Here is a 25144-nt window from a genome sequence, read left to right as displayed (position 1 = left end):
TCAAATCAAAAATGCAAAAGAATAACAAACTCATTCGCTATCTGATTATTACAGTTGCTTTGTTTTCGGCGATGTTCTCTTATTATGTTTGGCAAATAGCCAAAACGCCTAATTATCAGGTAGATGAAAAGAAAGGGTTCGCTTTATTGATTCCTAAAGGAGCCACATTTGAAACAGTATGGGACTCTTTAAGTGCTCATAAAATTGTAAGAGATGAGCTATCATTTAAGTTTTTAGCTAAACTTTTAAAGTTTCATGAAAATGTACATGAAGGTCGTTATATGATTACGGCTGAAATGGGTAATTATGAGTTGTTGAAAAAACTTCGCTCTGGTCGTCAGGATGCTATTCGCTTGACTTTCAATAATATTCGTTTGAAAAAAGATTTGGTACACAAAATAGGTAATCGTTTCCAATTCGACTCATTAACATTTGCCAAAATGCTGAATGATAGTGCTGTAGCTAATAAATATGGTTTTACAAATGAGACTATCATGTGTATGTTTTTACCAAATACCTACGAAGTTTATTGGACCGTTACACCCAATGAGTTTTTTGATACAATGCACGGTTGGTACAAAAAATTCTGGACAGAAGAACGCAAACAAAAGGCCGCTGCCATTGGTTTGACGCCAATTCAAGCGCAAATTATGGCATCAATCGTCGAAGCCGAAACCAAAAAGCCAGACGAAAAGCCAAGAGTAGCAGGAGTATATATGAATCGTTTGAATGCAAAAATGCCTCTACAGGCCGACCCAACGGTGGTTTTTGCGCACCAAGATTTTACGATAAAGCGTGTGAATAGTACCTTGACAAGCATCAAATCGCCATATAATACCTACAAGGTTATTGGCTTGCCTCCAGGTCCAATTAACTTGCCAGATTTGAAATCAATTGATGCTGTTTTGAATTATGAACATCATAAATACATGTATTTCTGTGCAAAAGAAGATTTTTCAGGTTATCACAATTTTGCTGAGAGCTTCGAAGATCACTTGAATAACGCTCGTATTTATCAAGATGCTTTGAATAAACTCAATATTCATAGTACTAAAAAATAATTCTCAAAGACCCAAAGACTATAAAGTATGGCATACATGGCAACTTTGTAGTCTTTGTTTTTTATACCAAATCAAAGCATCCAATTTCCTCAAAATTTCGTAATTCTTATGTATATTCACGAATTCACATACCGAGTTCGCTATGCGGATACCGACCAAATGGGCTATGTATATTATGGTAACTATGCCCGTTTGTATGAAATTGGTAGGGTAGAAGCACTGAGAAGTTTAGGCTTTAGTTATAAAGAAATGGAAGATTCTGGTGTCATGATGCCAGTGTATGAAAACAAATCCAAATATATTGCGCCAGCGCTTTATGACGAACTGCTCACTATCAAAACAAGTTTACAAACTATGCCATCCGCACGTGTTGTTTTCAATTATGAAATATTCAATACGGAAGGAAAATTAGTCCATACTGGTGAAACCATCTTGGTGTTTGTAAATCGTGAAACCAATCGCTTAACAAAAGCCCCCAAAGAATTAACAATATTGCTACAACCTTATTTTGCGGGCTAAATCTAAAAGATTTTTTGAAGGAAAGTAAAAGATACCGGAATGCTCAAACGACTAAGAAATACTAAATTATACTCCCTCGTAATCTATTTTTTACAAACAACACATTTAAAAAATACTACTGCAACTGTTTATTACGTACTGAAAATCTTGATTCAAAAAATCATTCAGTTCGATATTGACGTTCGTGCAGCGGCGGTGGCGTATAATTTTACTTTGGCGGTTTTCCCTACTTTGATATTTCTTTTTTCTTTAATTCCCTATATTCCTGTTGAGAATCTAGACGAAAGAATTCTTAATTTACTTTCAGACGTAATGCCTGCAGGAATTTATGGAGAAGCCAAACGTACAATAGTCGAGATTATAAGTAAGCCACGAGGAGGTGTTTTATCACTCGGTTTTTTCTTTGCCTTGTATGCTTCTACAAGTGGGACAATGGCGCTGATGCGAGCTTTTAATTTAACCCTGACAACACAAGAAAAAAGAGGTTTTGTCAAAGCTAGATTGATTGCCGTTATGATGAATTTCTTGTTGACAATGGTGTTGTTTGTATCAATTGTGGTATTGATTGTAGGACGACTTTTAGTTGATATGCTGTTTGAAGGAGGGATGATTGATCCCAATTTTACGTTTTATATCTTACAAGCATTAACCTATTTCGTAATATTTGCGCTGTTTTTTCTGGTGATATCCATTGTGTATTATTGGGGACCATCTGTACACAAAAAATGGAAATTTATTAATGTCGGCTCAATTACGGCCTCTATTTTGACAATTGTTATTACGAACGGATTTTCCTATTACCTTTCCAACTTTGCCTCTTACAACAGGCTTTATGGAACAATTGGTACCTTTATCGCCCTGATGGTTTGGCTATATCTGATTGCGTTGGTATTGATTCTTGGTTTTGAAATAAATGCGAGTATCGATCATGCGATTAATGTGCCACCAGATAGCGAGGAGGAGTTTTTATCGGTTGAAAATTGAAAAAGCCGCACTCAAAGTAAGCACGGCTTTTTGTACCCTAACCCATAAAAATCAATGAAGTATTCCTACTTTTTAGCATTGATAATCAATTTTCCGCCATAATCGTGCCAAATTTTTACTTTTCGAAAGAAATAGAAGCATTTTTGAAAAAAAAGTAGTTCTATTTTGTTTTTTGACATCAAGTTCCCACCTTGTTACATCAATAAATCGCAATCCACAGAACATTTTTTAGAAGGAGGTACCATGGCAGAGTTTATTAAGCTGTACGAAAAAGGTACAGATATGCGAAAAATCGATCAGATTATTTCGTGCCTAAAAGACGGTGGCGTCATTATATACCCTACCGATACGGTGTATGGAATGGGATGTGATATTCATAATACCCGTGCCGTTGAACGTATTTGTCAAATCAAAGGAATAAAGCCGAACAAAAATAATTTCTCTTTTATCTGTTATGATTTGAGTCATATTTCGGATTATGCTAAGGTTTCGAATGCCGCTTTTAAGCTCATGAAAAAAGCCTTGCCCGGACCGTTTACTTTTGTATTGGATGGTAACAACAAGGTACCGAAAGTGTTGGCTCAAGGAAAGAAAACCGTTGGGATACGTATTCCTGATAACGAAATCACACGATTAATTGTCAAAGAGTTAGGTAACCCAATTATCACAACTTCGATTCGTGATGAGGACGATATTGTGGAGTATTCAACTGACCCTGAACTAATTTTTGAAAAATTTCAAAATGTAGTTGATATTGTAATTGATGGAGGATTTGGTAATAATATTCCTTCAACGATTGTAGATGCTACCTCCGACGATTTTGAAGTGATTCGTCAAGGACTGGGCGAGTTGGAGGAGTTTTTGTAGTTGTGAGTAATGAATTATGAGTGATGAGTTATTGTCTTAACTAATTGATTTTCAGTATGTTATTTTGTTGGTTAGTTGGATTTTATTTGGCACTATTATTCATTATTAAACATGAGTTATCCCGAATTTTGCCATTTGGGTTATTTGCCAAGCGTTCATCAAAAAGGCGTTCGAAAAACAAATTTCGAACGCCTTTTTGATGCTATCATACTAGATTTTACTCAGCTTAAGACGCAAGCATTGCGTCTCTACTGATAGAATACAATTTTTTACTTAATCACTCGCTCAATCACTAAATCGCTAAATTAGAGATGCCTATCTCAACTTCCTACAAGTAATTGCGCAAGTAAATAATCGGCTACTAATACGGCAATACAGCTATTTGTCACGGCTTTGGTCGATGACTGCCCTACCTCTAATGCTCCACCTTTGGTAAAATAGCCTTGAAATGCCGAAATGGAAGCAATCAAAAAGGCAAAAACCACTGATTTGATAATCGCAAAAGGTACATATATAGGATGAAAGTCAAAACGTAAGCCTTGAATATACTCCGATGGTGAAATAGCACCCGAAAGCCACCCTGCTAAATAACCTCCATAAATAGAAAGAAATCCTGCTAAGGCTACCAACATTGGAAAAGTAATAATGGCACCAATGATTTTGGGTAAAACCAAATAAGAAGTAGAATTAATACCCATTACCTCCAAGGCATCAATCTGTTCAGTAATTTGCATAGTACCTAATTGACTGGCGATGTGCGAGCCAACTTTTCCTGCCAAAACAATGGCAGTAATGGTTGGTGCAAGTTCCAAAATTGTAGAATCTCGTACAATCAAACTAATAATGTACTTCGGTACAAAAGGATTCGACAAGTTAGCAGCGGTTTGTACACAGGTTACAGCACCAATAAAGGAGGAAACAATTGAAACAATGAGTAGAGAATTAATTCCAATTTCATAAGCCTCCTCAAATACCAAATCAAAATAAACCTTAAATTTTTCAGGATTTTTAAATAAATTCCCCATGAAAATGAAATATCTACCTATTCTTGTCACTTCGTTTTCTGTTAAGCGTTATAAGTTAGTAACTTCGTTGCTACGTTTTTTGTAGCTATGACAACTTTAGCAAGCTGTGCCCTCAAAGATAACAAACCTTACAGGAATAATCGGTGAAGGGAACAGAGTTTTTATGACTGATGTTGTTATTATGAATGGGAAAATAATTCAGGTTAAGGTATTATTGAAGATATATGCCATAAACAATCATTTATGAAATCAATTATAGTAACGGGCGGAACAAAAGGTATCGGAAGAGCTATTGTTGAAAAGTTTGCCCAAGAACAATATCAAGTGTTCACGTGTGCTCGTACCGAAGATGAGTCTTTAAAAGAATTATCGAATGTCTATTTTTTCAAGGCAGATTTATCACAACGTAGCGAGGTGATAGCATTTGCAGACTTTGTTCGTCAGCATACCGAAAATGTAGATATTTTGGTAAATAATACTGGTTTCTTTATCCCCGGTCAAATTCATAACGAAGAGGAAGGGACGCTTGAGGCAATGATTGAAACCAATGTTTACAGTGCTTATCATCTAACTCGACAATTTGTAAATCAGATGATTGCTTTGCGTTCGGGACATATTTTTAATATTTGTTCTACTGCAAGTATTACAGCCTATACAAATGGTGGCTCTTATTGTATTTCGAAATTTGCGCTTTTGGGTATGAGTAAGGTATTGCGTGAAGAGCTAAAGCCTTTTAATGTACGTGTTACAAGTATTCTTCCAGGAGCGACCTTGACCAATTCATGGGCAGGTGTCGATTTGCCAACGGAGCGTTTTATGCGTTCTGAAGATGTCGCAGAAGTAATCTGGACGGCACACAAAATGCCAGCCAGCACGGTTTTAGAAGAAATTTTATTACGCCCACAATTGGGAGATATTTAATGGTGAATTAGTAAGTTGTTAATTAGTGATTTATCCGCCCTCGTTGGAGTTTTCTCCAACGATCCTAGCGTCAGCAACTCACCAAATGTAGAGGATAGTATTGGGCTGTTGCTAACGCAAGTTTGTTGGAGAAAACTCCAACAACGGCGAAGATATTTAATAATGAATGAGTGAGTTGTGAATTCTGCCCTCGTTGGAGTTATCTCCAACGACATAAGCGTCAGCAACTACCTGAGTGTGGAGGATAGGTTTTGGCTGTTGCTAACGCAAGTTTGTTGGAGAAAACTCCAACAAAGGCAGGAACTCCCAAAACGTCGAAATCACTCATTCACAAATCACTAAATAATATCCTACCTTTTGAAATCGTAGAATTAATTTTGGAAATGGAAAAACAAATTCAATATCAAAGTCTAGATCAATTACCAGAAGTAGCGACTCAAATTGCAGAATTTGGCAAAAGCGAGTTGATTTGGTTGTTTGAAGGACAGATGGGAGCAGGCAAAACTACGTTGATTAAGGCCTTGTGTGCTCATTGGAGTGTTACCAATCATGTACAAAGTCCAACCTTCTCAATTGTCAACGAATATGTTACCGAAAATGGAGAAACGCTTTATCATTTTGACTTTTATCGGTTAAAAAATGAAGTAGAAGCCATGGATATGGGTGTGGAGGAGTATTTTGATTCGGGAAACTATTGCTTTGTTGAATGGCCTTCAAAGATTGAAAACTTGTGGCCCTTGAATTATTTAAGCATTGAAATTTCGGTGCAAACTGATGGAAGTCGCCTTATTATTTTGAAAAAAAATTAGTAAACCTTCACGATAGAATTTTGGAAAGGTCAAGCAACACTTTATTTTCGTGCTATACTAACCCAATCTTGTGTTGAATAAAGCAATGGCTAAACAATCTGGATTTAAAGAAATACTCGCCCAAACAGGTCTTACTCAAACGGCTCTAATGCCTCAAGAAGCGTTGTTATGGACCAAGCAAAATGCGAAGAGCTTGTTCATTGGCTTACCAAAGGAAATTACCTTACACGAAAAACGTGTTTCCTTAACCCCCGATGCCGTATCGCTTTTGGTAAAAAATGGTCATCAGGTTTTGATTGAGACTGGCGCAGGCGAAGGAGCCAAATTTAAAGACTCTCAGTACTCCGAAGCTGGTGCTCAGATTGCCTATTCGAAAGAGGAACTGTATAAAGCCGATGTGATTGTGAAAATTCAGCCACTTACGGAAGAAGAACTCGAATACTTAAAACATGGAGCAACTTTGATTTCGGCACTCAATATGCAAAAATCAACCAAAGAGTATTTTGAGAAACTGAATCGTAAGAAGGTCACAGCATTGGCGTATGAGTTTATTGAAGACAATGCAGGCGGATTGCCTTTGATTCGTGCGATGTCCGAAATTGCTGGAAGTACCGTTATGTTGATTGCTGCCGAATGTTTGAGTAGCGCCAATAATGGTATGGGTGTAATTTTGGGAGGAATAACAGGCGTACCACCCACGAAAGTAGTTTTTTTAGGTGCTGGTACCGTTTCAGAATACGCCGCTCGTACAGCGATTAGTCTGGGGGCTGATGTGAAGATTTTCGATAAAGATATTTATAAACTTCAGCGCCTCAAACATGCCATTGGTCAACACGTTTATACTTGTATTATCGATTCTCATGTGTTGCCAGAGGCCATTATTCAAGCAGATGTGGTGATAGGAGCGTTACGTGCCGAAAATGGCTTTACACCATGCATTATTACTGAAGAAATGGTGTCGAGAATGAAACCTGACTCGGTATTAATAGATGTATGTATCGACCAAGGAGGCTGTTTTGAAACATCTGAGTTGACAGATTTAGCAAATCCTACCTATCGTAAATATGATGTGATTCATTATTGCGTGCCTAATATTCCTTCACGTGTGGCACATACTGCTACACAGGCGTTGAGCAATATTTTTACCTCGTTTTTGCTCAAGACAGGAAAAACAGGTGGAATAGAAGAAGCAATTTTTGCCAACAAAGCTTTCATGAAAGGTGTTTATAGTTACAAAGGAAGTTTGACAAATGCTCAAATAGCAAAAAAACTAGGAATAGCTTATAAAGACCTAAGTTTGTTGGCGGCTGCTAGGTTCTAAATAAAACTAAATTTATCGATGGGAAAATTGATTACCTCAAGATATCTGAAGACTTGGAAATCATTGTTAGACCTCGATATTCAGGATGAATTTTCGGAGGTAGAACAAATACGTTTGGAACCTCATAGCTTTACATTTTATACTTCTGTTTCAGTAATGTCTTCCTCTAAGATAGAAGGAGAACAGCTTGAGGTTGATAGTTTTGTGAAGCACAAACTTTTACAAATTGAATACCTTCCTGAGCTAACAGAAAAGCCTAATGATTTATATAATGCATACCTGTTTGCTCAAGATTATCCCTTAACGTACGCCAATTTCTTAGAGGCGGATAAGCTGATATCAGCTCATTTACTTCCTGAAAGGCTAAGAGGTACGCTACGGAAAACCGAAATGCTTGTTATGGAGCATAAAACTGGTAGAATTCAGTATGAGGCAGCTCCACTTGGACTAATAGAGAAAGAATTTGAAGCTTTTTGGACTGAAATAGATGAATTATTGCAAGAACCAATGCCAGTTGAAGAGGTATTTTATTACGCTTCCTTTATCCATCTGGTATTTGTAAATATTCACCCTTTTAGTGATGGTAATGGACGACTAGCTCGATTATTAGAAAAGTGGTTTTTAGCTGAAAAATTAGGGAGAAGTGCATGGTTTATTCAATCCGAAAAGTATTATTACAAAAACGTAAATACTTACTATAAGAATCTAGCAAGGTTAGGTATTTATTATGAAGGCTTAGATTATGAAAAATCGATTCCTTTTTTACTAATGCTTCCAGAGGTATTAATTTTTGAAAAGTAAAATTTTAAATAAAATGATTGAAGATTATCAAGCTATATCCAATGCCCCCAACTCTCCTGATTTGAATGGAAAGTACTTGGGCATTATTTCAACAGACTTCGCCTTAGTGGCAGAATTTGTTAAGGAAGCTTCTTATCAAATTAGAACAAGAGGTTTTTCTAAATATCCTATTTTTGCAGTATCTCGTACCGTTGTGCCTGTTGGTTCAAAATTGATCGGTATCAACGAAATGAATGGAAATACTTGGAACTATAATGCCACAGTTGCCGAGGAGTTTATACAAAGGGGAATTATTTCATCTGAAAGTATTGAGGTTTTTGAAACAAGTTACAAAGACCCAGATGAGTTTTGCTGTTTGTTTGTCTTTGATAATGATTTTGCTAGTTTTGTGTATATTCCTTATCCTGAGGACTAAACATTGCGTAATTAACCCACTATTAGATGTAATGAGATGATAGTAAATCCCCAAAAAATAGAAATCGTGAAAGAGGCAATCTTCAGACTAGCAAACTTCTCGTCAGAAGAGTGGGACTTCTATCGTAGTCATATAGAAGAAGTTCAATTTAAGAAAAAAGAGTTTTTAACAGAGATTGGACAGGTAGAGTCATGTATTTACTTTATCGTGGATGGTGCTGTAAAATATATTTCCTTCAAAGAGGATAAAGAAATTTGTGTGGATTTAGGCTTTAAAGGAAATTTTGTTAGCTCTTTTTCCTCATGTTTATCACAAACACCGTCATTCATAGGCATTCAGGCGGTTACTAAGGTTACAGCTATGCGCCTTCGTTATCAACCTGTTTTGGAGCTTTTAGAACGTTCCAAAAATGCAGAACGCTTCCACCGAAGAATTGCGGAGGGCTTATATATTCGTGAAACTAAACGTACTTATAGTTTGATTTCGCAAAGTGCCGAAGAGCGCTATCTCAATTTGATTACTTATCAACCAGATGCTTTGAGGCTCATTCCTGTAAAAGATTTGGCCTCTTTTCTAGGTATTCATCCCGATAGCTTGAGTCGTATTCGAAATAATATAAAAGCTTAATGTTTAGTATATTCAAAAATGGCTGGAAAGCCTTTTTTGAAACTTTATTAAATGATTATATGTTCATATATTTGTGTAAAATTGATGAATTTTTACTACTTTGAGCAATTAAATAATAATGACATGGATTTAAAGAATTGGAGTGTGATGCGATTTCTACGTTTGGCAGTTGGAGCATGGGCTTTGACAAACGGGATGATGCAAAAGGATTTTTTACTATTAGGGTTAAGTGCTTTTGTACTTTTTCAAGCTATTACCAATACTGGGTGTTGTGCCGCAGGGAATTGTAGTACTCCAGTCAATAAAAAAGCAGATACCAAAGATGCTTTGAAAGAACCAGTGGAATTTGAAGAGGTTTAGGGAAAAATTATAATGGGAGTACCAACAGGAACGGCATTATATAATTCGTCTATTTCGGAATTTTGAACGGCTATACAACCTAAAGTCCAGTCAAACCAGCGATGAAATTTGCCTAAAAGTCCCATGTAATTTTTTAGTCCATGAATTTTAATTTCGCCTCCCGCTGGGCGGTGTAACTTTTGTGCGTGTGCTATATCTTTTGCGTTGGGGTAGGAGATACCCAAGTTTTTATAATAAGCACTCTTCGGATTTTTGTCATTAATGATATAACTGCCTTCTGGGGTTTTTAAATCGCCTTCATATTCTTTGGCACCAAGCGGTTGTTGACCTAAGGCAATCGAGTAAGTTTTGAGAAGTTGTCCATCGTAAAAAGCTAATAATTGTCGCTTTGATTTTAATACAACCAGACTATCAATTTGTGCATTTTTAGGGAGTGGAGTTTCGGGTAAAAATTGATAAATAGCTAGCCCTAGAATAAGAACAAGTATAAATGTGCGAAAGATAATTTTGAGAGGATGAGTCATAAAGTTTTAGGAATTAGAGAGGGCAAAGAAGAATTTTGTTTACAAAGATAGTATATGGTATTTCTCAGAAGATTGAAAAGCAGCTATTTAGGGGTAAATCTAGAGGTGTAGTTAGTAAACGGTCAGAGTTATAAATTGGTATGTGATTATATTTTGAAAAACTTGTGTTATACTGTTTTGAATTTTTAGGCTTATTCGGATTCGAGATACTGTTCATAAATCATGAGCCATCCTAACGGAGTGATTTGTGATTGATTACTAAAATTTGAATGCCAGCCAATATGTAGGAATAAAACTGAGTATTCCTGAATATTAAGATTGGGATTATCCTCCAAGTTTTAATTAAAAAAGCGGTCGGAAAATACTTTCCAACCGCTTTTATGCTGTAGGTTAAAAGTTGACAAGAATTTCTAATAAAATAATTTAAGCTTTTTAGCCTAATGCCTACGGCTTACAGCCTAGAGTATATTTACAAAGTTTTACTCGTTAAGCCTCCTTTTTGACTGTCAACTTCCACGGTTGCTTTATCCAGTTTTCCTTTAACAATCCAGCGAACTTTCACAGCGCTCATTCCTGAAATGTTCGAAACTTCAATCGTTTGAGGTGTGTATTTTTGTTCTTTAGTCAAATTGATGTCTTCGTTTTCAACAATCATACCAGCTACTACATTAGCATTTTTCAAAGAAATATAATCGGGTCTTTCGATTTTGTATTTCAAATCATGTGCTGAGTGAGTTGGAATAACTTTGGCGTTGGTAACTACGGCTGTTACTTCGGTAAAACCACCTGCTAAGGCTTTTTGACGAATCTCTGATACTTCTAATTTAGGCATCTGCGAAGCATGCAAAACCGTAAAAGCCATGTTTCTATGAGCGTCTTCTTCCAACATAAAACCAGGGTGGTTTCGTGTGTAGTTTTTCTTTGGTCCACCAATTTCAATATCGCCATATTGTGGGTGTTTGAACGGTTTCCAAGCGACATAAGCATCATTGAATAAGAGATTTTTGCTAAACTCTTCAAAATCATTATTCTGACCACGACCCTCCTCACTTTGTTTTCCGAATAATTTATAAGAAGTAAATAACTCTGTCGAGAAAGTAAATACTCCACGACCTAGTGCAAGCCAGTCAATTTCGCCTCCATATACGGTGTATAGGTCTTTGTAAATCACAAAGTACTTATATCCCGGATTGATTTTCTCTCCAATTTTTCCAAAATAATCATACACAGCACCATCTTGAGGCACATAAAATCCTGCGTCTTCTTCGGCACCTGGTCCACGTAAAAACATACCTCCATTATTATGATAACTTTGTGCCCCAGCTATATTAGGGTGAGCATATACAAAATTTTTGATATTGCGCGTCTCAGCCAACGTGCCTGGGTGATACAAGGCTCCACGTTGAATATAGTCTGGTTGCCAGTTCCAGCCCCAGTCACGGTTAGGGTCATAATAACCAATTAAGTCTTCATTGACAGCACCATCGCCATCATTGTCGATACCTTCATAGCCTAACATTTCGTATTCGCCTTTTTCGTCTGGTTTAGCGGGAATCATACGTTGTGGATTATCACAATCAACCTTCCAGCGACCATAAGGTGTTTTGCGACGCATCATTACGATATTGCCATCGCCATCGAGGTCATCAAATTTGTCTTCGTCCGCTTTCCCATCTCCATCATCATCAAAAGCCAACATTCCCGAACGAGGAGAGTGTGGGGTATTAGGATTTTTCAAGAAATCCTCACGTGCATCTGGGTTGATGGTTGGAACGATATAAAAGACCTTATCTTTTAAAAGTTGTTTGATAAAATCTACGGAATTAAAACTTTCTGCCAAATACCAAGCTGTGTACATTGCCACTTCAGTTCCCTGTATCTCATTGGAGTGGATATTGCCATCGATATAAAAGCCCGGTTTACGATCTACATTTCCTGACTTAAAATCCGAAATCGTTAAAACCCACATTTCTTTTCCTTGAGTGGATTTTCCGATAGACTCCACCTTTACCAAGTCTGGATAAGCTTTTGCTAAATCTTGGCAAAAACGAGTAATCATCGCATAATCGTTGTAATGATTCCAGCTAATTTTTACTTTTGGCGAAGCGGGAGTTCCTATAGCACGAAGCCCTGTGAGGTCATCGTTGATGGTTTTTTCTTGCGCTGCTGCACCCAATGAGCATGACAGCAAGAATAGGGATATATATTTTTTCATAAGAAAATGCTAAGATAATTTGTTGAATATTGTACGTTGTGAAGGATAAAAAACTATTTCAGCGCTACAGATACCGTTTTAATACCTGTCATAGCATTACCAGCTTCGATGGTGATATTGCCCGAACCGCTAATCAACCAGCTATATTCCTGTGATTCACCAGCCGACATAGCACCACGAAGGTTGACTTTTTTACCTGAAATAATGGTTTGAGAACTTGAAGTTTTCACCTCTGTTCGCACCTTTTGTACCCAACGCACACGATCCCCGATTTCTGAACCAGTTGGCAATAAACCTTTATTGGTTACTTGGACAGTTACGCGAGTTAAACCAGCAGAAACAGATTCAGTTTTTATATTAAGAATCTGTACATCTGGCATTTGAGAAGCAAATGCCTTGAAAAACTTGATATGTTTGTCTGTGGCGTCATTCAAATAACTGATAGGAGGGTTCATTTTTGCATAAGGAGCAATTCCTCCAACTTCAACAGTTTGATTTGGGAAGTCTGGATGATTGATTTTTTGCCAAGAAACAAAACTTCCTTTTAGTTGCTGTGCATCAGCCCACTTCAAAAAGCGAATATCCTCATTGTCACTTGCTTTGATATCTTTTACTTCTTTCTTGGTAGAATCTTTTGTTGCAGTAACCTTTGGAGCCCACCATGTTGGCGTACTAAAACTTAATCTTCCGTAGTGATAGTAGGCCGTTTGAGAAAGATTTCCTTTGGTTTGTGGCATAGCAGGTGCATCTTTCAAGCCTGTTTGCGTATTGTAGAGTTTGGTAATTTGTTCTCCTACCGAAGCATCTTTTTCTAAAATACCTGTGACAATTCGTTTCAATGTTTTAGATTTATCAAACTTGGTGGCTTCGCTCAAGTTGTTGGCAGGACCAAATGTAAATACTGCGTAAATATTTTTGGTGGTGTACAAAAAGTCTAATAAAGCTTTCGTTTCTGATTCAGATGCAGCATATTCTCCCGAACCTTGGGTAAAAAATGGATAATCGTAAGTACCATTTTTGTCGATATTAACACCTCCTACACCATCTTCGTTGAAAACACCATCCTTGTCATTGTCGATACCTTCGCTTAGGAGGATATATTTGCCCACTTCCCCTTTGCTTGGGTCGGCCTTTACCATGACTCTTGGGTCTTCTTTGCTGATGATATAGCTCCCCGTTGGGTCTTCAATGCGCATCCATGTGATTTGTCCGTCGTTGTTCAAATCTTCAAAAGGATCTTCATTTAAGCGTCCATCACGGTCGTCGTCGGTATCTACGTCGTTGCCACTACGCTCGAATTTGAGTTTTGCTGAAAATTGTTCTTGTGCATCAGGGTTGATGCTAGGAATAATATAGAAGGTTTTTGATTCTAAAACTTTAGCAAGAGAATCGGAAGCCACAAATTTTTCGGCTAGTTGCAAGGCTACTTCTGTTCCTGCTAAATGCGCTCCATCTGCACCTGCCAAGATAGCTATAGCTGGTTTATTACTTGCATCGCCTTTACTAAGTGTTAGGGCAAAAATGTCTTTTCCGCCTTTGCTTTTACCTATAGATTCTAATTTGACGGTGGTGGCGTATTTGCTACTGAGGGTTTTGAGGCGTGTGCTCAGTTGCGCATGGGTTGAATAGGAGCTTTGGGCAAAAGCACAACTCGAAAAAGCGAGTAGCCCAGCCAGAATAAAGGTTTTTTTCATTGTTAAGTACTTTTTTCTCGACTTCAACGATTCTCTTTTTGGAAGTTAGGAGAACCATACAGTTGCGATGAAGGTTGGATAAGTGATTTTTCCTAAAAATACAGGTATTCTTAGACAATCCATCAATCACAACCGTATGATTCGATGTAATACACGTTTGAGAGTCTCAATCGAGAAAAAAGTACGATGAAAAATTATTTTGAGCGTTTGGCTAATTCCTCACGACTCAAAGTAATCATTCGTCCAATCGGTTTCCCATTACGGTAGGTGTTTACACGTAAAGTAATAGGTCCTTCTGGAATTTGGATAGGGTCTTTGTACACAGGGCTAAATTTGCTAGGCACGGTGTCGTCAATAGAATAATGAATTGTTAGGTTCGGAATTTCAGCTTCGAGTTCTACGACTAATTTTCCATCTTTCATACTCGGTTTGATGGCTGCATCATAAGCAGAGCGAGCGTAATTGATACCTGCTAAATCGGCACGGTCGAAATGATTTTCCATTTTAGTAACAAATTTCTCCCAATTCTTTTTCTCTTTTGGCGACCAATATACTTCTGATAACGCCCAGCAACGAGGATAAGTCATATACTCCGCATACGCCAGAGTAGGAATGCCTTCAGTCCAAAGGTTGGCTTGTCCTCCTAAGATAAATTTGCCATCTACGCCTTCAGGAATTGGTTCGAAATCATAGCATTTTTTCAAACGTAATGTTGCATAAATGGGTGGTTCCAACGTTCTGTCACTTTGCATAAAGTCAATATACACATAAGGAGAAGGCGTCATGACTACGTTGTGTCCCAATTTGGCTGCTTCAATACCGCCTTCGATGCCTCTCCAGCTCATAACCGTGGCTTCTGGCGCAATTCCACCTTCCAAAATCTCGTCCCAACCTAGGAGTTTTTTACCTTTAGTTTTCAAGATTTTTTCCACTCTTTTCATAAAATATCCTTGCAATTCCTCGACATGTTTCATGTTTTCTTTCTGCATCAATGCCTGACAATTGGCATCGGCTTCCCAGAAACCCTTGTAACATTCATCTCCACCCACATGGATATAAGGATTAGGAAAAAGTGCTGCTACTTCTGTAAAAACTTTGTCTAAAAATTCATAGACTTTTTCATCAGAAGGATTCAGCGTATTATCTGTCAACATCTTGAATTTACCATTGCCATACCATTCCGCAAATTTACTTCCAGGGTTTACCTTGGTTTTTGGGTCTTTGCTACAAGAAAGTTCAGGATAGGCTGCAATTGCCGCCATACTATGCCCTGGAACATCTATTTCTGGTACGATGGTTACGTTACGGTCTGAAGCGTATTTGATTACCTCTTTAATGTCTTCTTGGGTATAAAAACCACCGTCAGTTGCTGCCTCGCCATCTTTTGGAGCATCCAACTGATTAAATTTACCAATACGTGGCACACGCCAAGCACCCACTTCGGTGAGTTTTGGCAATGATTTTATCTCGATTCTCCAACCATTATCATCAGTCAAATGCCAGTGGAAGGTGTTGTATTTGAGACGAGCCATTACATCAATAAAACGCTTCACTTCGTCTTTGGTGAAGAAATGACGACTTACGTCAAACATGATACCACGCCAAGCAAAACGCGGATAATCAGTGATTTTGACAAAAGGAATCGTCCAGTCTTTTTTAACGGCAGTGTTACTTTCTATTTCTGTTGGCAATAGTTGCAAAATACTTTGCATCCCATAAAACAAGCCCCCTGTTTGATTGGCAGTTACTTTAGCTCCATTGGCATCTACTTCTAGGTTATAGCCTTCTTTTCCTAGCTCTTCCACAGGATTTTTGTGTAGTGAAAAACTAATCGCGTTTGGCTGATGTGGCCCTTTTTTTACGGTAAAATTCCAGCCTGTAGCTTTGTTCAAACGTGCTGCCAAAAGCTCTGCTGTAGTTCTGGCTTCTTCTTGTTGAATAAGAATAGTAGTACTTGATTTTACGAAGAATTGCCCTTTGCTTGTGCTAATCTTGACAGGCTCAGGAATTACATTATGGGGTTTATCTTGAGCTTTGAGCCCTCCCGAAGCGAGGAGGAGAAGGGCAAATGCTCCAGCTTTGAAGGTTGAAAACGGTTTTTTCATAGAATTTTGGGATTTTGGATAAAATTTAAAAAAGGAAAATTATGACTTTTTTTTGATTGATAAACAAGGTTTTATCTGCTTTTGTAAATTGTCTTTTAGTCTCAACAGCTTTTTAAGAGTAATACGTTAAAGAGTAAACCTTCGGTTTCAGGATAAAAGGTTTTGAGTAGAGTAATCAGTTCATGCTTATTCATACCCGCATCGAGAAAAGCCGTCCAATCGTCTAATTCTACAAGAGTTAATGTTTTGAGGTTGATGATGACTGCTTTTTTGAGAAAATGCTCTTGACAATAAATGTCTATTTCTGCACCGACTTGATAAATATCTCGTTGTGGGCGAATCGAGGTAAAATATTCACAATCCAATTTATGATTAAAGTTTTGTGCAAAATGAAGCGATAAATTCGACATGATGAAGTTTGATTGAGTTGATACCATTTTGAAATATAAAAGTATGAATCTTGAAATCAAAGCTTAGAATGGGAATCGCTACAGTTCGGTATAGTTAATACACAAAACTGTCAGAATATTGTACGATTCTATTTTGTACAAAACCTAGATAGAACACTTCCAATTTTCTTTATTAATATCTTATGAAAAAACTCTTTTTTACCCTGTGTCTAGGCATCTTTGGTTTTCAAAACTTTGCGCAGGTTCCTTATTTTCCCAAGCAATATATTTGCTACAAAACTCCTCAAAATCTAAAAATTGATGGAAAACTAGATGAAGAAGCTTGGCAAAAAGCAAGTTGGACCACCGAGTTTGTGGACATAGAAGGTGCCAAACAGCCTTTGCCCTTGCAAGCGACCAAAGCCAAAATGTTGTGGGATGACAAGTATTTGTACATCGCTGCCAAATTGGACGAAAAACATTTGTGGTCATATCAAAATAAGAAAGACCAAGTCGTATTTCTCGAAAATGATTTTGAAGTATTTATCGATCCTGACGGTGACGGACATGACTATTTTGAGCTCGAAGTCAATCCTATTAATAATACCTTCGATTTGTTTTTGCCCAAATCATACAGAAACGGGGGCGATGCCCTTATTTCTTGGGATATAAAAGGTATGAAAACAGCGGTTTATTGTAATGGAACAGTTAATAACCCTAAAGATGAAGATCAATTTTGGACGGTCGAAATTGCTATTCCTTTTGAATCGGTGGGTATGGGATTGAAGGTGCCATTTCCAAAAGATTTAAGTCTATGGCGTATCAATTTCTCCAGAGTAGAATGGCAGCACGAGGTTAAAAATGGCAAATATGTGAGAAAAGCTAAAGCAGATGGAACGGGTGTATTGCCAGAATATAACTGGGTATGGTCGCCACAAGATGCGATTAATATGCACATCCCTGATCGCTGGGGGTATTTGGTTTTCTCTGATAAAAAGGTTTCAGAAAGTCCTATTCAATACCAATTGCCAAGTATCGAAACGGCTAAAAGATGGGTTTGGGCTGGATATGACGCTCAACAAGCTTTTTTTGGAAAAAATAAAACATACACCTCTGACCCGAGTCAGTTAGGTTTGAATTGGCCAAAAGAGTATGAAGTCAAAATAGAAGCATCTGAACATCTATTTATGATTTTGCTAAAAGATTTGACTAACAGAAAACTGCTGACACTCACACAGGATGGCAGACTTTTAGTGCGAGATTTATAAATTTACCTAAGTTAAGGGTTGAAAGATAATTTCAACAGGTTTTCGGCCTTTTCAGCCTTTGTTGGAGTTTTTCTCCAACAAATCTGGCGTTAGCAACTAGTCAATTATTAAGAATAGGGTTCAGTTAATCTGTTACTAATACAAGTATATGGTACAAAACTCCAATATGGCTTAATCTGAGAGTTTTCATTTTCAACCTAACAATCTTACCTTAATTTTTCCAATTTTCAATTTTTAAAAACTATGAAAAAAAGAACATTTTTGAAGCAAATTGGCTTAGGGTCTTTGGCCTTGGCGGGTGGTTCTAGCACTGCTGTCGCAACTGGAGAACAGCAAATTTTTTCAGCAAAAGCAAAACGTAAGTTTTGGATTTGGATAAATCCAGACCACAAAGCGACAGAAGAAGCGCTGATCAAGCAGTATAGAGAGTTTCAAGAAAGTGGTATTACCGGTATTTTCTTTGAAGCCGATGACGAAAAACATTTTACTATTGCCAAAAAACAAGGTCTGGAAACACACCGTTGGATTTGGACTATGAATCGTGGGGAAGAAAGTTTGTTGAAATCTCATCCTGAAATGTATGCTGTGAGTCGTAAGGGCGATTCTTGTGCGACGAAACCTCCGTATGTGGATTATTATCGTTGGTTGTGTCCATCCAAACCAGAAACAAAAGCGTATCTTGAAAATGTGGTAAAAACAGAATTAAGTAAGCCCTACGTTGACGGTATTCACTTGGATTATGTACGTTATTGTGACGTTATTTTACCTGTAAATCTTTGGAAAAATTACGGCATACAGCAAAATCAGGAGCTACCTGAATATGATTTTTGCTACTGTGATACTTGTCGCTCGAAGTTCAAGGAATTAAAAGGAATTGATATTCTAAAGTCAGAAAATCCAGACCAAAATCTTTCTTGGCGTAAGTTCCGTTATGACAATATTACCCGAATCGTCAATCATTTGTCTGCAACAGCGGCCACGTTCAAAAAGCCTATTACGGCTGCGGTATTTCCAACGCCTGAGGTAGCCAAGCGCATCGTTCGTCAAGATTGGACTAACTGGAATTTGTCAGGAGTTTGTCCTATGATTTATCACAAATTCTACAAAGAAGATGTTAATTGGATTGGCGATGCAGTAGAAGAAGGAGTAAGAACTCTCCATGGAAAGTTCCCTTTATATGCAGGATTATTTTTACCAGATTTTGATAATCAAGGAGAAATTGTGAAAGGTATTCAACTAGCCCTAAAAAATGGCGCTTCAGGCGTTTCTCTTTTTGGAAATGTCGATGCCAAAGTTTTATCAGCCTTGAAAGAAGCGATTAAAACTGCTTAGTTGATTTTGATAAAATGAAATATCCTGAATGTCATATCTAAGATGGCTCCCTAGATTTCATCAAAAAGGCGGTCGGAAATGATTTTCCAACCGCCTTTTTTGATACCACTATGCTATATCTGCCTCTGCCTAAGACGCAAGTATTACATCTCTACAGCTAGAAGACAAATATGAAAATAATCACTCAATTTAGATATTAGAGCGCTACGCGAAAATGCTCAAAGGAGCGCCAATATTTATCTCGATAAATAAAGTATTCAAACTTGAAGTTTTGTTCTATTTCGGGCGTAAGTTCATACACCTTTTTGGATGGCTCTCTGAAGTTTTTGCAAGTAAAATAAAACTCACACATATTCGAACCTACCTGTCGACCTGTGTACAAGCACATGCCCGAATCCAACAAATTATCGAGTAAGGTATCCTCCAATTCATTCAGAATTTCAAAATCGCTTTCATTTGGTAGCCCATCGTTTTCTTGACCATTATATTGTAACTCTAAACGCAAAACCCATGGAAATGAAGGTTTGGCATCCCAGTTGAGGAGCGGCATATTGATGGTCGCAATCAAGGGCATTTCGTTTTCACTAGTTGCTTGAAGTGTAGTGAGCGGAATATCATCGTCAGGGATTTCGGTAGCTTCATATTTTTCGATAAACTCTTTTTCTCTCCAATTCAGGTAGGCAGGAAGCTTGGAAATAGGAATCAAATCGGGATAGGAAGGGTCTGGTCCTTGAATTTTGATTTGGTCCAGTTGCACACCAGCGTTTAGTTCCCCTAAAAGGTTATCTAAAAACATATAAATACCAGAGACAATCGTACCATGTTCTTCGGTTGAGTAGTCCTGATACACAATCGTAATCGCAATCTCGTCGGGATATTGCGGATATTCGTCAGGAAAAAAGCTTAGGCTTGGTGAATTAATGATTAATTCTTCAATGCCAATCTGCCAATCTGCCATATCTACAGCTTGTTTGAGTGCCGTTATTTTCCAATTCGGAAATGCTGGTGCTGCTTCAATGAGTTCTTCAATAAAAACAATGTTTTTTACAATGCCGTCGGCGGTAAGGATAAGTTCGGCAACGTCTTCGTCATACATTCCCGAAAGAAAAAAGATTCCTTTATGTAATTGTTCTAACCTAGGACTTAAAATGGCAAAAAAAGCTTCATCGATTTTTTCTCCATCTTTAACAATTTCAAAAAACTTTTTTTCATTTTCCGAAAACCAATTCCAGAACTCTTGATACGGGTTATTGGGTGCAGATTTTTTCTGAAAAAAACGTTTAATAATACTCATAAAAAATAAATATCAGATTTTAATACCGAGCAATTTTATATTAGTTTGAGATATAGCATTGCCTTGCAAGTGAATTGAGAAGTGTTCTCGAAAGTTTTGGAAACTAATAGCCTTTCAAAGAAACGCAGGTTTAATGCCGAAAAAGGAAGTTAAACAAAGTAGCTATGTTAAGGGTATCAATTTTTATGAAAATTAATGGGAATATTTTGAATCACCAAGATTAGGTCTATCTACTTAGTGATATTCTGACTAAGCGGTCGAATAATACAAAAAAAGCCTTCTCAACTAGGCTGAGAAGGCTGTATCTATCGATTGTTTTTGAAAAATTTCTTATCCTATAATCTTTTTCAATGACGCTAGAATTACCACAATACCTACTAGAATCATGAGTGCTTTGGTAGGTATCTTAGTGGATAATTTAGCAGCGATTGGAGCAGCGACCATCCCTCCCAAAATCAGTCCTAAAATAACCTGCCACTGTGAAAATCCAATGACGAAAATAAAGGTTAATGAGGATGAAAGAGAAATAAAGAACTCTGCTAAGTTGACCGAACCAATCGTATAACGAGGATGACGTCCTGAAGCAATGAGCGTAGAAGATACAATCGGTCCCCAGCCGCCACCGCCTACCGAGTCCATAAAACCACCAAACCATGCTAATGGTCCAATCATTTTTACATTTTTCTTAGCCTGACGTTTTACTAATGCTTTTTTGATAATTAATATACCCAAGCAGAGTGTGTAAATGGATACCGCTGGTTTTACATATCCTATATATTGCTCTAATAATGTTGAAAGCAAATAGGCACCTAGTATCGCACCTATTACACCTGGTATCAAGACTGCCTTGAATAATTTTGAGTTTACATTCCCAAATTTCAAGTGCATATAACCAGAGGCTCCACTCGTAAAGATTTCTGAGGCGTGTACACTCATACTGATTACCGCAGGCGAAACACCTACGTTAGCCAAAAATGTTGAAGCTGTAACGCCATAAGCCATACCCAATGCTCCATCAACCATCTGGGCGATGAATCCGGCCATGATGAAAAAGAGAATATCGGAGGTAACTTCGCTAAATGCTGTTGTAATATTTTGAACTGTCAGATAGGTAAATAAAAAATGACCCACCAACATAAGTGCTATGGCATTGAAGATATGAATAACAATTTCTGCGGGGGTTCTTTCACGCTTCCATAATTTAATAATAGCTTCCTCAAATGGATTTTTAGAGGATTTTTTCGGGACAATTGTTTTTGTTTCCTGAATTTCTGCTTGTGTCGAGCCTTCTATCATTGGTCTATAAAATCAATATTTCCTACAAAGTTAATAGAGTTTTATTATTCTACAAATATGGTAGATTAAATATTTTGTTGGAGAATTATTTTATTCCCACTGTAGAGACGCAATGTTTGCGTCTTGCATTGAAATTATGGGTGCATAAATTAATTGGCTAAGTAGAATACGGATCTTGAAAACAGTATAATACTGAAAGTGTGTTTATTTCATGCCATGAATAATGTCTGTAATAAAGCCTTGGGTATTTTATGGCTGAAATCCTCATGAGCAATATGGTATTTATTTTTAACGGAAAAACTTTAAACCTAGCCTCTAGAAAATCTCCTACAGGAAATTCCGACAAAAATCTGTAATTTTGCCAAAATTTTCGAGCGCAGAATGCTTAACTACATTTTATGCTCCAATCATTCAATTTTATAGAAATGTCTGCAGAATACAACTTTAGAGAAGTAGAACAAAAATGGCGTCAGTTTTGGGATGAAAACCAAACCTACAAAACTGAAATCGACCACTCAAAACCAAAGTATTATGTGTTGGATATGTTCCCTTATCCATCAGGAGCGGGTTTGCACGTAGGTCACCCGCTTGGGTATATCGCAAGTGATATTGTGAGCCGTTATCGTCGTCTCAAAGGTTTCAACGTGTTGCACCCGATGGGTTTTGACTCTTTTGGTTTGCCTGCTGAACAATATGCTATCCAAACGGGACAGCATCCTGCCATTACAACCGAAGATAATATTGCTACATATATCCGTCAGTTGAAACAAATCGGTTTTAGCTATGACTGGTCAAGAGAAGTGCGTACTTCTGATCCTAAGTTCTACAAATGGACTCAGTGGATTTTTATGCAACTTTTCAACCATTATTATGACAAAGATGCCAATAGAGCTTTGTCTATTGATTCTTTGGTGGAACGTTTTGCAGAATCTGGAAACACTGCCGTAAAAGCGGTTTGTGATGAGGAAACTCCAGTATTCACTGCTGAGGACTGGAATAATATGTCAGGTCATCAGCAACAAGAAATGTTGTTGAAATACCGTTTGACTTTCCCTGATGAATCTGTAGTTAACTGGTGCCCAGGATTAGGAACTGTTTTGGCAAATGACGAGGTAAAAGACGGCGTTTCTGAGCGTGGTGGTTTTCCTGTTGAGCAAAAGAAAATGAAGCAATGGTCTATGCGTATTACCGCGTATGCCGACCGTTTGATAGATGGCTTGAATGAAGTAGATTGGTCAGATGCTATCAAAGAACAACAACGTAACTGGATTGGTCGCTCACAAGGAGCCTCAGTTCGCTTCAAAGTTGACCGTTCTACGGTAACAGAAGAAGCACCAGAATTTATCGAGGTATTTACTACACGTGTTGATACAATTTATGGAGTAAGCTTTATGGTAATTGCTCCAGAGCACGATTATGTTCCATATTTGACTACAGATGCTCAAAAAGAAGAAGTTGAGGCTTATGTAAATTGGGCAAAATCTCGTTCAGAGTTAGATCGTATGTCGGAGGTAAAACGTGTTTCAGGTGCGTTTACAGGAAGCTACGTTATCAATCCATTTAATGACGAGAAAGTACCGATTTATTTAGCTGATTATGTATTGGCTGGTTATGGTACAGGTGCTGTAATGGGCGTACCATCAGGTGACCAACGTGACTGGAATTTTGCTACCCATTTCAATTTGCCAATTATTCCTGTTTTGGATGCGCAAAAAGAAATTGAAACGCAAGCTGACAATACCAAAGAAGGTAAATATATCAACTCTGGTATCATCAATGGCATGGAATACAAAGAGGCTACAGCTACTTTGGTTCAGTCATTAGAAGAAAGAGGTATTGGTAAAGGTAAAACACAATTCCGTTTGCGCAATGCCGTATTTAGCCGTCAACGTTATTGGGGTGAGCCAGTGCCAGTATATTTCAAAGATGGTTTACCATATTTAATTGAAGAATCTGAATTGCCATTAGAATTACCTTCAATTGATAAATATTTGCCAACTGAAACAGGCGAGCCACCACTTGGTCGTGCAGAAGGTTGGAAATATAAAGGCGAATACGAATACGAATTGAGCACGATGCCAGGTTGGGCAGGTTCATCTTGGTATTGGTACCGTTATATGGATGCTCAGAACGAGGAAGCAATGGCAAGCAAAGAGGCTATCGATTATTGGCAAGCAGTTGACTTGTACATAGGTGGTTCTGAGCACGCTACAGGTCACTTGTTGTATAGCCGTTTCTGGAATAAATTCTTGAAAGATATTGGTTTAGTAAACGAAGAAGAATTTGCCAAAAAGTTGATTAACCAAGGTATGATTCAAGGTCGTTCTAACTTTGTGTATCGTATCAAATCTTCAAATGGCGAAGGTAAAAAGCCTGTCTTTGTTTCGGCTGGCTTGAAGGACCAATACGATGTGACTTCATTGCACGTAGATGTGAATATCGTAAACAACGAAATCTTGGATATTGAGGCTTTCAAAGCTTGGCGTTCAGATTTTGCAGAGGCTGAATTTATCTTGGAAGGCGACAAATATGTTTGTGGAGTAGAGGTTGAGAAAATGTCAAAATCGAAATACAATGTCGTAAACCCAGATGTGTTAGTAGATAGAGTAGGAGCAGATACCTTACGTTTGTATGAAATGTTCTTAGGACCATTGGAGCAAGCCAAACCTTGGAATACAAATGGTATCGATGGTTCTTTCAGATTTATCAAAAAAGTATGGCGTTTGTTCTACGATGAGCAGGGCAAATGGAAAGTGAAGGACGAAAAAGCTACTAAAGAAGAGTTGAAAGTATTGCATACAGCCATCAAAAAAGTTGAAGACGATTTGGAGCGTTATTCGTTCAATACTGTTGTTTCAAGTTTGATGATTTGTGTAAATGACTTGGGTTCTTTGAAATGTTCTAAAAAGGAAATTTTGGAACAATTAGTAATCTTAATGTCTTCATATACACCACACTTGTCTGAAGAATTATGGTCGTTGTTAGGTCATGAAGCTGGAACTGTTTCAAAGGCTTCTTTCCCTAAATTTGAACCTTCATACTTGGTAGAATCAAGTTTTGAATACCCAATTTCTATCAATGGTAAAGTAAGAACAAACATTGCTTTCCCTGTAGATTTGGCAAGTTCAGAAATCGAAGCTGGCGTATTGGCAAACGAAGTAGTACAAAAATGGCTTGAAGGAAAAACACCTAAGAAAGTTATCGTTGTGCCAAAACGTATTGTTAACGTTGTGTTGTAGGATAATTTAGAATGGTGTATTGCGAGTGTAAAAAGAAATTCACGCGTAGAGACGCAATGCTTGCGTCTAAAAATGTAT

22 protein-coding genes are annotated in these 25144 nt (G+C 37.6%); 14 read left to right on the top strand and 8 right to left on the bottom strand.

What is annotated here, in order from left to right; all coding sequences use genetic code 11:
- Positions 1–11: 11 nt before the first annotated feature.
- The 4 genes from mltG to GVN22_RS13050 all read left to right on the top strand — a co-directional run bounded on the left by mltG (position 12) and on the right by GVN22_RS13050 (position 3431).
- Entirely contained in the window at positions 12–1061 is a 1050-nt protein-coding gene (mltG, locus tag GVN22_RS13065) for an endolytic transglycosylase MltG (protein ID WP_166551473.1), read from the top strand.
- Between the two features lie 108 nt (positions 1062–1169).
- Positions 1170–1580: a thioesterase family protein gene (locus GVN22_RS13060; protein ID WP_166551472.1), complete on the top strand. Its 411-nt coding sequence runs from the start codon at positions 1170–1172 to the stop codon at positions 1578–1580.
- Between the two features lie 147 nt (positions 1581–1727).
- Positions 1728–2564 (top strand): YihY/virulence factor BrkB family protein, encoded by an 837-nt coding sequence (locus tag GVN22_RS13055; RefSeq protein WP_205690884.1) that lies wholly within the window; start codon positions 1728–1730, stop codon positions 2562–2564.
- A gap of 243 nt (positions 2565–2807) precedes the next feature.
- Complete coding sequence (locus GVN22_RS13050) at positions 2808–3431, top strand: L-threonylcarbamoyladenylate synthase (protein WP_166551470.1); 624 nt, start codon at positions 2808–2810, stop codon at positions 3429–3431.
- A gap of 320 nt (positions 3432–3751) precedes the next feature.
- On the opposite strand, the gene GVN22_RS13045 is transcribed toward GVN22_RS13050, so the two are convergent.
- Complete coding sequence (locus GVN22_RS13045; protein ID WP_205690883.1) at positions 3752–4456, bottom strand: ABC transporter permease; 705 nt, start codon at positions 4454–4456, stop codon at positions 3752–3754.
- A 243-nt stretch (positions 4457–4699) separates the two neighbouring features.
- Here GVN22_RS13045 and GVN22_RS13040 point away from each other — a divergent pair, with 243 nt between their 5' ends.
- The 7 genes from GVN22_RS13040 (at position 4700) to GVN22_RS13010 (ending at position 9710) form a co-directional block, all read left to right on the top strand.
- On the top strand, positions 4700–5377 hold the full coding sequence (locus GVN22_RS13040; RefSeq protein ID WP_166551468.1) for an SDR family oxidoreductase: 678 nt from the start codon (positions 4700–4702) through the stop codon (positions 5375–5377).
- Positions 5378–5760: 383 nt separating this feature from the next.
- Entirely contained in the window at positions 5761–6186 is a 426-nt protein-coding gene (tsaE, locus tag GVN22_RS13035) for a tRNA (adenosine(37)-N6)-threonylcarbamoyltransferase complex ATPase subunit type 1 TsaE (protein WP_166551467.1), read from the top strand.
- An 85-nt stretch (positions 6187–6271) separates the two neighbouring features.
- A complete protein-coding gene (locus tag GVN22_RS13030; RefSeq protein WP_166551466.1) occupies positions 6272–7507 on the top strand; it encodes an alanine dehydrogenase in 1236 nt (411 codons plus the stop codon).
- Positions 7508–7525: 18 nt separating this feature from the next.
- Entirely contained in the window at positions 7526–8308 is a 783-nt protein-coding gene (locus GVN22_RS13025; RefSeq protein ID WP_166551465.1) for a Fic family protein, read from the top strand.
- 13 nt (positions 8309–8321) lie between these two features.
- The gene (locus tag GVN22_RS13020) at positions 8322–8723 is read left to right on the top strand and encodes a hypothetical protein (RefSeq protein ID WP_166551464.1); all 402 of its coding nucleotides are present in this window, start codon (positions 8322–8324) and stop codon (positions 8721–8723) included.
- 66 nt (positions 8724–8789) lie between these two features.
- Positions 8790–9350 carry a Crp/Fnr family transcriptional regulator gene (locus GVN22_RS13015; RefSeq protein WP_166551463.1) on the top strand — a complete coding sequence of 187 codons (561 nt, stop codon included), beginning with the start codon at positions 8790–8792 and terminating at the stop codon, positions 9348–9350.
- Between the two features lie 123 nt (positions 9351–9473).
- A complete protein-coding gene (locus GVN22_RS13010; RefSeq protein ID WP_166551462.1) occupies positions 9474–9710 on the top strand; it encodes a hypothetical protein in 237 nt (78 codons plus the stop codon).
- On the opposite strand, the gene GVN22_RS13005 is transcribed toward GVN22_RS13010, so the two are convergent.
- The 5 genes from GVN22_RS13005 to GVN22_RS12985 form a co-directional block, all read right to left on the bottom strand.
- Entirely contained in the window at positions 9707–10234 is a 528-nt protein-coding gene (locus GVN22_RS13005) for a murein L,D-transpeptidase family protein (protein WP_166551461.1), read from the bottom strand. The two genes, GVN22_RS13010 and GVN22_RS13005, sit on opposite strands and share 4 nt — an antisense overlap.
- 469 nt (positions 10235–10703) lie before the next feature.
- Entirely contained in the window at positions 10704–12449 is a 1746-nt protein-coding gene (locus GVN22_RS13000; RefSeq protein ID WP_166551460.1) for a M14 family metallopeptidase, read from the bottom strand.
- Positions 12450–12502: 53 nt separating this feature from the next.
- Positions 12503–14143, bottom strand: a complete 1641-nt coding sequence (locus tag GVN22_RS12995) for a M14 family metallopeptidase (RefSeq protein WP_166551459.1) — start codon at positions 14141–14143, stop codon at positions 12503–12505.
- A 194-nt stretch (positions 14144–14337) separates the two neighbouring features.
- Positions 14338–16248 (bottom strand): beta-N-acetylhexosaminidase, encoded by a 1911-nt coding sequence (locus GVN22_RS12990; RefSeq protein WP_166551458.1) that lies wholly within the window; start codon positions 16246–16248, stop codon positions 14338–14340.
- Positions 16249–16349: 101 nt separating this feature from the next.
- Positions 16350–16658, bottom strand: a complete 309-nt coding sequence (locus tag GVN22_RS12985; protein ID WP_166551457.1) for a hypothetical protein — start codon at positions 16656–16658, stop codon at positions 16350–16352.
- 182 nt (positions 16659–16840) lie between these two features.
- On the opposite strand from GVN22_RS12985, the gene GVN22_RS12980 reads away from it, so the two are divergent.
- Positions 16841–17905, top strand: a complete 1065-nt coding sequence (locus tag GVN22_RS12980; protein WP_166551456.1) for a carbohydrate-binding family 9-like protein — start codon at positions 16841–16843, stop codon at positions 17903–17905.
- 243 nt (positions 17906–18148) lie between these two features.
- Positions 18149–19237 carry a family 10 glycosylhydrolase gene (locus GVN22_RS12975; protein WP_166551455.1) on the top strand — a complete coding sequence of 363 codons (1089 nt, stop codon included), beginning with the start codon at positions 18149–18151 and terminating at the stop codon, positions 19235–19237.
- A 196-nt stretch (positions 19238–19433) separates the two neighbouring features.
- Here GVN22_RS12975 and GVN22_RS12970 read toward each other — a convergent pair whose 3' ends face one another.
- On the bottom strand, positions 19434–20531 hold the full coding sequence (locus GVN22_RS12970; RefSeq protein WP_166551454.1) for a DUF695 domain-containing protein: 1098 nt from the start codon (positions 20529–20531) through the stop codon (positions 19434–19436).
- A 330-nt stretch (positions 20532–20861) separates the two neighbouring features.
- The gene (locus GVN22_RS12965; RefSeq protein ID WP_166551453.1) at positions 20862–21827 is read right to left on the bottom strand and encodes a sulfite exporter TauE/SafE family protein; all 966 of its coding nucleotides are present in this window, start codon (positions 21825–21827) and stop codon (positions 20862–20864) included.
- Between the two features lie 425 nt (positions 21828–22252).
- On the opposite strand from GVN22_RS12965, the gene leuS reads away from it, so the two are divergent.
- Complete coding sequence (gene leuS, locus GVN22_RS12960) at positions 22253–25066, top strand: leucine--tRNA ligase (protein ID WP_166551452.1); 2814 nt, start codon at positions 22253–22255, stop codon at positions 25064–25066.
- Positions 25067–25144 lie beyond the last annotated feature (78 nt).

It is taken from the genome of Cellulophaga sp. BC115SP (assembly GCF_009905545.1).
GTDB lineage: Bacteria > Bacteroidota > Bacteroidia > Cytophagales > Spirosomataceae > Flectobacillus > Flectobacillus rivi.
The sequence above is the reverse complement of the archived record's forward strand: the minus strand, read 5'-3'. Positions and strand labels throughout refer to the sequence as shown.